Genomic DNA, 8,496 nt, shown 5'->3' on the forward strand with positions numbered 1-8,496 from the left:
CGCCGTGGAGCACGGGGTCCACGACGCGCCGGTCGGGCCCGGGGCCTGGGTGTCCGCCCTGCTGGTCCTGGTCGTCGCCGCGCTCTACGCCGCCGGCGTCCTGCGCCTGCGCACGCGGGGGGACCGCTGGCCCACGGCCCGGTCGGCCGCGGCCGCCGGCGGCATCGCGGCGATGGGCGCCGCGCTGCTCCCGCCCCTGGGCGACCGCCCCGAGTTCGTGGCGCACGTCGTCGGCCACCTGCTGCTGGCCATGGTCGCGCCGCTGCTCCTCGCGCTGGCCGCGCCCGTCACGCTCGCCCTGCGCGCGCTGCCCATCACCGGGCGCCGCCGGCTGCTCGCCGTGCTGCACAGCCGCCCCGCTCGGGCGCTGACGTGGGCGCCCCTCGTCGCCGTCCTCGAGCTCGGCGGGATGTACGCCTTCTACCTCACCGACCTGTTCGCGCTGGCCCATGCGCACCCGGCGCTGATGGCCCTCGTGCACCTGCACATGGTGCTCGCAGGCCTCCTGCTCAGCGTGGTCCTCGCCGGCCGCGACCCGCTCCCGCACCGCCCGGGGCTGCTCGGCTCGCTGGTGCTCCTGCTGGTCGTGGCCGCCGGGCACGACGTGCTGGCCAAGCTGATGTACGCGCGCCTCCTGCCCGCCGGCGCCGGCAGTCCCGACCAGCTCCGGCTCGGCGCGCAGGTCATGTACTACGGCGGGAGCGCGGTGGAGATCGCGCTCGCCGTGGCCCTGATGGCCGGCTGGTACGCCCGCGGCGGCCGGGAGCTGCGTCGGGAGCGGGCCCGGGAGCGTGGCCGCGGCCGGATCAGTGCGCCGGCGCCGGCCGGTTCCCCAGCACGCGGGTGAGCGCGGCGAGCAGGTCCGGGACGTCGTCGCGGGGGACGACGGCCTGCACGAGCGTCACCCGCTCGGGGTGGGCGCTCGCGCCGGCGAGGGCCGCGCGCAGGTCGCCGACGGTGCGCACGCGCGAGGCGTCGAGCTGGTCGCCCCCGCCGAGGGCCCGGGCGAGCGCCGGCCAGTCCCAGGCCGTGATGTCGTTGTACGACTCGTCGGGTCCGTGGATGGCGCGCTCGACGGTGTAGCCGTCGTTGTCCACGACGACGATCACCGCCGGGATGCGCTCGCGCAGCACGGTGGCGAGCTCGGTGGCCGTCATCTGCGCGGCCCCGTCGCCGACGAGCAGCACGCCGCGGTGCCCGGGTCGCGCGGTACAGGTGCCGAGCAGCGCGGGGATCGTGTAGCCGATCGACGCCCACAGCGGCTGGCCGACGAAGGTCACACCGGCGGGCAGGCGGTGGGGCGCCATGCCGTAGAAGCTCGTGCCCTGGTCGGCGAGCACGATGTCGCCGCTGCGCAGGAACGCGCTCACCTCCCGCCACAGGCTGCTCTGCCCGAGCGGCTGGTCGTCGGGGGCCGCGACCGCCGCCGTCACGGGCTCGGCCAGCGGGGCGGTCGGCGCGGGCCCGGCGCGCCGGGCGGCGACCTCCGCGACGAGGGGCTCGAGCGCCGCGAGGGCCGTCGGCAGCTCGACCGGCGCGAAGGTCGCGGCCCCCACCGACACCGAGCGCGGTCCGACGTCGACCGTGCGGCTGCGGGTGATGTGCTGGGTGAACATCCCGCTGTTGAGGTCGGTGAACTGGACCCCGGCGACCACGAGCACCGCGGCGTCCTCGACGGCCGTGCGCGTGGCGGGCGGGCTCGCGGCGCCGGTGTAGGTCCCCGCGAACCGGGGCGCGCTCTCGTCGACGAGGCTCTTCGCCCAGGGCGTCGTCGCGTGCGGCAGGGGACCGGCGGCGAGTAGCCGGGCGAGCGTCTCGGCCGCCCCGAGGCGGTGCACCTGGAGCCCGGCGAGCACCGCTACGTCGTCGGGCGACGAGGCCGACCCGAGGAGCCGCCGGGCGGCCTCGACGAAGCCCTCGAGCGCCTCGGGGTCGGTGGTGTCGACGGGCGCGGGCAGCGCGGCGGCAGCCTTCTCGGCCGGCGCCGCGGCCACGTCGGCGGGGACGACGAGGTAGCCGGGCAGGCGCCGGTCGCGGACCTCGCGCAGCACCCGGTCGATCTCGGCGACCGCGTCGTCCTCGGTGAGCGAGGCCCGCGCGACCGTGATGTCGGCGTGCATCGCCGTGAAGTGCCCGAACACCCCGTCGCCGAGCGTGTGGTGCACCGGGCGGCGCAGGGCCTGCGCGGCGAGCGCGGGCGCGCCGACGATGTGCACCACCGGCACGTGCTCGGCGTAGCTGCCCGCGATCGCGTTGATGGCGCTGAGCTCGCCCACCCCGAACGTCGTGCACAGCGCGGCGATCCCGCGCAGACGCCCGTACCCGTCGGCGGCATAGCCGGCGTTGAGCTCGTTGGTGCACCCCGTCCAGCGGACCGTGGGGTGGTGGGTGACGTGGTCGAGCATCGCGAGGCTGTAGTCGCCGGGGACGCCGAAGATGCGGTCGACGCCCAGCTCCGCCAGCCGGTCGACGAGGTGGTCGGCGACGGTGTATCCGCTCACGGGCGGCAGGCTCCCGTCACGACGAGGCCATGGCCATGATCGCGGCCCGGTCGGGTTTGCCCTGCTCGGTGAGCGGGAGGTCGTCCGGCTCGACGACGACCAGCGTGTCGGCGACCGCCCGGCCGTGCTCGGTGGCCACGGCATCTCGGCCGGCCGCCACGTCGACCCCCGCGCCCCAGGGCAGCACCGCCGCGATCCGCCGGCCCCGTGCCGGGTCGGCCACGACCACCGCGTAGCGCACGTCGGGCCGCCGCATGAGCGTGTCCTCGATCCCCGTCGGCGTCACCAGCCGGCCGTCGACGACCGTGCAGTCGGCGGCGCGCCCGAGGACGTGCAGGCGACCGTCGTCGCCGAGGCGCCCGAGGTCGCCGGTGCGGTACCAGCCGTCGACGAAGTGCTCCGCCTGCTCGACCGGCCGGTTCCGGTAGCCGTGCGCCATGGCGGGGGAGCGGACCTCGATCGACCCGTACGTCGGGTCGAGCGCGCCGTCGTCGCGCCGGAAACGGACCTCGACACCGGGCAGGACCGTCCCGGCGCAGGTGGCGCGCTCGGGGTCGGCGGGGTCGTAGTCGGCGGGGCGCAGGGCGCTGACGATCCCGATCTCGCTGGCGCCGTAGGTGTGCTGGAGCACCGGGCCGAGGCGCTCGACGGCACGCCGGCGCAGCGCGGGCGGGGCGGAGGCGCCGATGTGCGTCAGCGTCCGCAGCGAGGACAGGTCGCGGGCGGCCACGTCGGGGTGGTCCATGAGCGCGACCAGCTGGGGCTCGACGAGGAACAGGTCGGTGATCCGATCGGTCTCGATCGACGCCAGCAGGGCGGCGGGGTCGGAGTCGTCGCGCAGCACCACCGTGCCGCCGCCGATGAGGGTCTGGGCGACGAGGATCTGGGTGAGGTAGGCCTCGGGGCCCGAGGCGAGCTGGCGTCGCTCGGGGCGGTGCGGGGTGGCGACCGCCGCGGCCCAGGCGGCGACGTCGCGCACGCTGCTCTTCGGGATGCCCGTCGTGCCGCCGGAGGACAGGACCGTGCCGAGGTCCGCCAGGTGCGCCCGCGACGCGAGCGGTGCGGACGGCTGCGCGGCGGCGAGCTCGTCGAGGCGCTCCGGGACGCCCGCCACGGGGCCGACCGCGACCACGGGGGCGGTCGTCTCCGGCAGCAGGTGGGCGGTCTGCGGGAAGACGACGACCACACGCGGGTCGATCTGCGCGAGCTGCTGCGCACGGCGGTCCGCCCCGGGCGGGGCCGAGACGTACACCGCGGCCGCGTCGATGAGGTGCGTCGCGTAGCGCACCGCGAGCGCGTCGGGCCGGTTCGGCCCGTACTGCGCGACGAGGTCGCCCGTACCGATGCCCAGGCCGGCGAGGGCCCGCGCGTAGCGGTGGATCGCGGCGAGGAGCTCGGCGCCGGTGGTCTCGCCGTCGGGGTGGCGCAGGACGACGCGGTCGCCGGCGGCGTCGAGGGCAGCGACGACCTGCTCCACCGAGGGGTGCGGGGCGGAGGGCGTGCCGGCCGTGTCGGCGGCCGTGTCGGTCACGCTCCGTACCGTCGCGCGGAACGAACGCGGGGGCCATCGGCTGATCGGGTGAGCGATCGTTCACCGCGGCCCGGCAGGCGACACTCGCGACGTGACACCACCCGCCACCCTGTTCGTGGCCGACGAGGTCCGGGACGCGATCGCCGCAGGCCGGCCGGTCGTCGCGCTCGAGTCCACGATCATCACCCACGGGCTCCCGCGCCCCCGCAACCTCGCGACGGCGCTCGAGGCCGAGGAGCTGCTCCGCGACGCCGGCGTGGTGCCGGCGACGGTCGGGGTCGCGGGCGGGCGTCCCGTCGTGGGCCTGTCGCGGGCCGAGCTCGCGCGCCTCGCCGAGACCCCGGACGTCGCGAAGATCAGCGTGCGGGACCTGCCGGTGGCGGCCGCGCGGGGCGCCGACGGCGGCACCACGGTGGCCGCGACCGCGCTGCTCGCCCGGCGGGCCGGGATCGGCGTCTTCGCCACGGGCGGGCTCGGCGGCGTGCACCGCGGGGCGTCGACGACCTTCGACGAGTCGGCCGACCTCGTCGCGCTCGCCGGCGTCCCGATCCTCGTGGTTTCCGCGGGCGTGAAGTCGATCCTCGACGTCCCCGCCACCCTGGAGCGCCTCGAGACCCTCAACGTCACCGTGCTCGGGTACCGCACCGACGCGTTCCCCGGCTTCTACGTGCGCGACTCCGGCTCGCCGGTGCCCGCCCGGGTCGAGAGCCCGCAGGAGGTCGCGGCCGTCGTCCGGGCCCGCGACGCGCTGGACCTGCGCTCGGCGGTGGTGCTCGCGAACCCCGTCGCGGCGTCCGCCCAGCTCGATCCCGACGAGCACCGCGCGGTGCTGGACCAGGCTCTCGCCGAGGCCGCCGCACGGGGTGTCGTCGGCCACGACACGACGCCGTTCCTGCTCGACCAGATGCGGCGCTCGACCGAGGACCGCAGTCTGGAGGTCAACGTCGCGGTCTACCGGGGCAACGTGTCCCTGGGCGCCGAGGTGGCCCGGGCGCTGGCGGGCGGGCCGAACGGCGGCTGACGCGTACCCCTCCCGGTCACCGGGTACGCAACACGAGGCTTGTACGCGGTCGGGGACGGCACGAGAGGAGCGGTGGGGTGACGAGGCAGGGCAGCGAGGTCGACTGGGACGCCGAGCGTTCGGCCTTCGTGGCCGAGGACGCGACCGAGCGTCGCAAGGGCAACGACGGGTACCCGAGCAACGGGAACGCACCGGCCGGGGGACCGCGGATCGGCATGCTCGCCCAGGCGGTCGGCGAGCTCTCGGCGGCGCTGCTCGACACCCCGCTGACCCACGGGGTCAACGAGCTGCTCGAGCGGGTCGTCACCCTCGGACCCCGCGTGGTCACCGCCGCCGACCTCGCGAGTGTCACCCTGCGCCGCGAGGACGACGGCGGATACTCCACGCCCGCACACTCGGACGAGCTGGCCGTCCGGCTCGACGAGGTGCAGTACGACCACCAGGAGGGTCCGTGCGTGCGGGCCCTGGAGGCCGGCGGGCTCGGTGTGGCCCGCAGCGACGACCTCGCGCACGACACCACCTTCCCGCGCTTCGGTCCGGCCGCCGCCGAGATCGGGGCGGGGAGCGTGTTCGCGGTCGGCCTCTTCCCCGTGGGCGGTCCGCGTCCGCTGCGCGGCGCGCTGAACTTCTACCGTCGCGAGGCCGGGGGCCTCGGTCAGGCCGACCGTGAGGCCGCGGTGCTGCTCGCCGCCCACGTGTCGACGGCGCTCGCGTACGTCACGGCCACCGAGGCCGCCGAGCTGCGCCAGACGCAGTTCCGCACCGCGCTGGACTCGCGCGACGTCATCGGCCAGGCCAAGGGCATCCTCATGGAGCGTCGGGGCCTGCCCGCCGACCAGGCGTTCGACGTGCTGCGCCGGGCATCCCAGGACCTCAACGTGAAGCTGCGCGACGTCGCCGCCACGCTCGCCGAGCGTCGCGCCGACCTCTGAGGACCGTCCCGCCCGTGCTGCCCTCCGGCGTCCGGGCGAGGATCACCGGCATGGCCGAGGAGGAGAGCACCGACGGGAAGCCCGGTCGGTGGGCGCGGTTCCGTGCGTCGGCGGCGCAGGCCGGACGCCGGGCGCGCGACCTGGATCGATCGGAGGGCCTGCGCACCGCCGTCGCCCGGGTGCGCCGCGCATTGCCCGGCGACGCGCACTTCGGCGATCCGCTCTCGCTCGGCGGGGCGCGCCACGCGGAGTTTGCCGGCCGCGCCGTGGTCGGGCTGACCGGGAACCGGCCGGGCGTCACGCGCGAGGTGAGCCTGGGCGGGCTGCAGCTCTGGCAGTCGGTGCTCGAGCGCTTCGGCGGCGGTGTGGGCGAGCGCGAGGTCACGATGGTGTTCACCGACCTCGTCGACTTCTCCCGCTGGGCCCTGCGTGCCGGCGACGACGAGGTCCAGCGCGTGCTGCGCGAGGTCAGCGAGGCCTGGGAGAAGCCGGTCACCGACCGCGCGGGCACCGTGGTCAAGCGCCTCGGCGACGGGATGATGGCCGTGTTCGCCGAGCCGACCGGTGCCCTCGAGGCCGTCGTCGAGGCCCGCACGCGGCTCGCCGCGCTCGCCGTCCCGGACTGGACCCCGAGGATGCGGGCGGGCCTGCACCTCGGGCGCCCGCGCCGTGTCGGCGGCGACTTCCTCGGCGTCGCCGTCAACACCGCGGCGCGCCTGGGCGACCGGGCCGGGCCCGACGAGATCCTGATCAGCGGGGACCTGCTCGCCCGCCTCGACGAGTCCCGCCTGCGCGTGCGCCGCAAGCGCTGGAACACCCATCTCAAGGGCGCCCCGGCCGGCCTGCAGATCTTCGCGGTCGAGAAGGCCTGACCCCTTGCCGTGGGTCAGAAGCCGTTGGGGTCGTCGGCGGTGCTCTCGAAGGTGCCGTCGGCGTTGGTGTCGACCGCGGAGGTGTCGACGTCGACGTCGTTCTTCTCCGCGAGCGCGCCGCTACGCAGCGTCATCTACTGCCGCAGTGTCGCGCTGGGCGAACGCCCGTAGTGCTCGCGGTAGACCACCGAGAACCGCCCGGGGTGGGCGAACCCCCAGCGCGCGGCGATCGCCTCGACGCGGTCGCCGCGCGTGGGGTCGCCGTCGCGCAGGTCGCGGTGCGCGTGCTCGAGCCGGACGCGGCGCAGGTACTCGAGCGGCGTCATGTCCCGGTGGCGGCGGAAGGCGAGCTGGAGCGAGCGCGCACCGATCCGCGCGGCCTCGGCGATCTCGGTGAGCCCGATGTCCTGGTGGGCGTGGGTGTCCATGTAGTCGACCGCGCGGCGCACCGTGGCCGGCTCGCCGTTCCCGTCGCCGTGGGCGAACGGGTCGGTGAGCGCCTCGAGGGCGGTGTTCGGGAAGGTCGCCAGCAGGGCCGAGGCGAGCTGCTGCACGACGGTGGCGCGGACCAGCGGCTCGGACATGAGCGCGTCGGAGGCGATGACCTCGTCCTGGAGGTGGTGGCTCAGCCGGGACCAGTAGCCGGCGAGCGGGGCCGACACCGGGGCGGCCGACGTGAACGTGATCGCAGCGGGGTCGAGGCCGGAGAAGCCGGAACCGACGCGGGCGACCTCGGCGGGATCGAGCGCCGTCGCGAGCACGGTGACGTCCTCCCAGCCCGTCTCGAACGCCGACCAGCTCGGTGTGAGCTTGAGCGACCCGGTGACCTCGCCGCGGCCGTCGCGGATCCGGTGCGGCCCTCCGCCCAGGGTCTGCACCACGACCAGGGCCTCCGGGGGCTCGCACCACGCGCGCACCGGACCCGAGTGGCGCACCGTCCCCATGACGACCGGACCGGCGGCGGCGACCTCGGTCCAGAACGAGAACCCGTGCGGATCGATCCGTCCGGGCCGCAGGTCGGTGTAGGTCTCGCGGAGGTACTCGGTCGCGGCGTCGGGATCGGTGCTCGCCCAGCGGTACCGCGTGACCGGCTGCGGCCGCGTCGCCACACCCTCCATGCCTCACCCTCCGATCGGTCGCGCGCGATCGAGTATTGCGGACGAGGGAACGGGTCGGCCATCCGTGGGCGCATACTCGGGTACATTTTGGGCAGATGCCCAGTTTGTTTGCCCGTCCCCGGGAAGGCGGCCCCGTGCCCTACGTGCTCCTTGCCGTCGCGATCGCCTGCGAGGTGGTCGCGACGGTGTCGCTCAAGCTCTCCGAGGGGTTCACGCGGCTCGTCCCCTCGGTCGTCGTGGTCGTGGGCTACCTCGCGGCGTTCGGATTCCTGTCGCAGGCCCTGGCGCGGGGGCTCGGCGTGAGCGTCGCCTACGGTCTGTGGGCCGCCGCGGGGGTCGCGCTCGTGGCGATCGCCGGCACGGTGCTGCTCGGCGAGACCCTGACGTGGGTCCAGATCGGTGGGATCGGGCTGGTCATCGCCGGGGTGCTGGCCCTCGAGCTCGGGGCCCAGCCGACGTGAACACCGCCGACGTGAACACCGCCGACGTGAACACCGCCGACGTGAACACCGCCGACGTGA

8 protein-coding genes are annotated in these 8,496 nt (G+C 75.7%); 5 read left to right on the forward strand and 3 right to left on the reverse strand.

Annotation, left to right across the window (positions count from 1 at the left end):
- Positions 1-4 precede the first annotated feature (4 nt).
- Complete coding sequence (locus PH189_RS08590; protein ID WP_274188340.1) at positions 5-847, forward strand: cytochrome c oxidase assembly protein; 843 nt, start codon at positions 5-7, stop codon at positions 845-847.
- Here the strand turns inward: PH189_RS08590 and PH189_RS08595 are convergent.
- The gene (locus tag PH189_RS08595; protein ID WP_274188341.1) at positions 807-2,501 is read right to left on the reverse strand and encodes an alpha-keto acid decarboxylase family protein; all 1,695 of its coding nucleotides are present in this window, start codon (positions 2,499-2,501) and stop codon (positions 807-809) included. The two genes, PH189_RS08590 and PH189_RS08595, sit on opposite strands and share 41 nt — an antisense overlap.
- 16 nt (positions 2,502-2,517) lie before the next feature.
- The gene (locus tag PH189_RS08600) at positions 2,518-4,032 is read right to left on the reverse strand and encodes a class I adenylate-forming enzyme family protein (RefSeq protein ID WP_274188342.1); all 1,515 of its coding nucleotides are present in this window, start codon (positions 4,030-4,032) and stop codon (positions 2,518-2,520) included.
- 91 nt (positions 4,033-4,123) lie between these two features.
- Here PH189_RS08600 and PH189_RS08605 point away from each other — a divergent pair, with 91 nt between their 5' ends.
- The 3 genes from PH189_RS08605 (at position 4,124) to PH189_RS08615 (ending at position 6,857) form a co-directional block, all read left to right on the forward strand.
- Positions 4,124-5,053, forward strand: a complete 930-nt coding sequence (locus PH189_RS08605) for a pseudouridine-5'-phosphate glycosidase (RefSeq protein WP_274188343.1) — start codon at positions 4,124-4,126, stop codon at positions 5,051-5,053.
- A 77-nt stretch (positions 5,054-5,130) separates the two neighbouring features.
- Positions 5,131-5,985: a GAF and ANTAR domain-containing protein gene (locus PH189_RS08610; RefSeq protein ID WP_274188344.1), complete on the forward strand. Its 855-nt coding sequence runs from the start codon at positions 5,131-5,133 to the stop codon at positions 5,983-5,985.
- A gap of 14 nt (positions 5,986-5,999) precedes the next feature.
- A complete protein-coding gene (locus PH189_RS08615; protein WP_274188345.1) occupies positions 6,000-6,857 on the forward strand; it encodes an adenylate/guanylate cyclase domain-containing protein in 858 nt (285 codons plus the stop codon).
- Positions 6,858-6,991: 134 nt separating this feature from the next.
- Here the strand turns inward: PH189_RS08615 and PH189_RS08620 are convergent, their stop codons facing one another.
- Complete coding sequence (locus PH189_RS08620; RefSeq protein ID WP_274188346.1) at positions 6,992-7,975, reverse strand: AraC family transcriptional regulator; 984 nt, start codon at positions 7,973-7,975, stop codon at positions 6,992-6,994.
- A gap of 134 nt (positions 7,976-8,109) precedes the next feature.
- Here PH189_RS08620 and PH189_RS08625 point away from each other — a divergent pair, with 134 nt between their 5' ends.
- Positions 8,110-8,436, forward strand: coding sequence for a DMT family transporter (locus PH189_RS08625; RefSeq protein ID WP_274188347.1), 327 nt, complete (start codon positions 8,110-8,112; stop codon positions 8,434-8,436).
- Positions 8,437-8,496: the final 60 nt, after the last annotated feature.

The organism is Actinomycetospora chibensis (genome assembly GCF_028737215.1).
Lineage (GTDB): Bacteria > Actinomycetota > Actinomycetes > Mycobacteriales > Pseudonocardiaceae > Actinomycetospora > Actinomycetospora chibensis.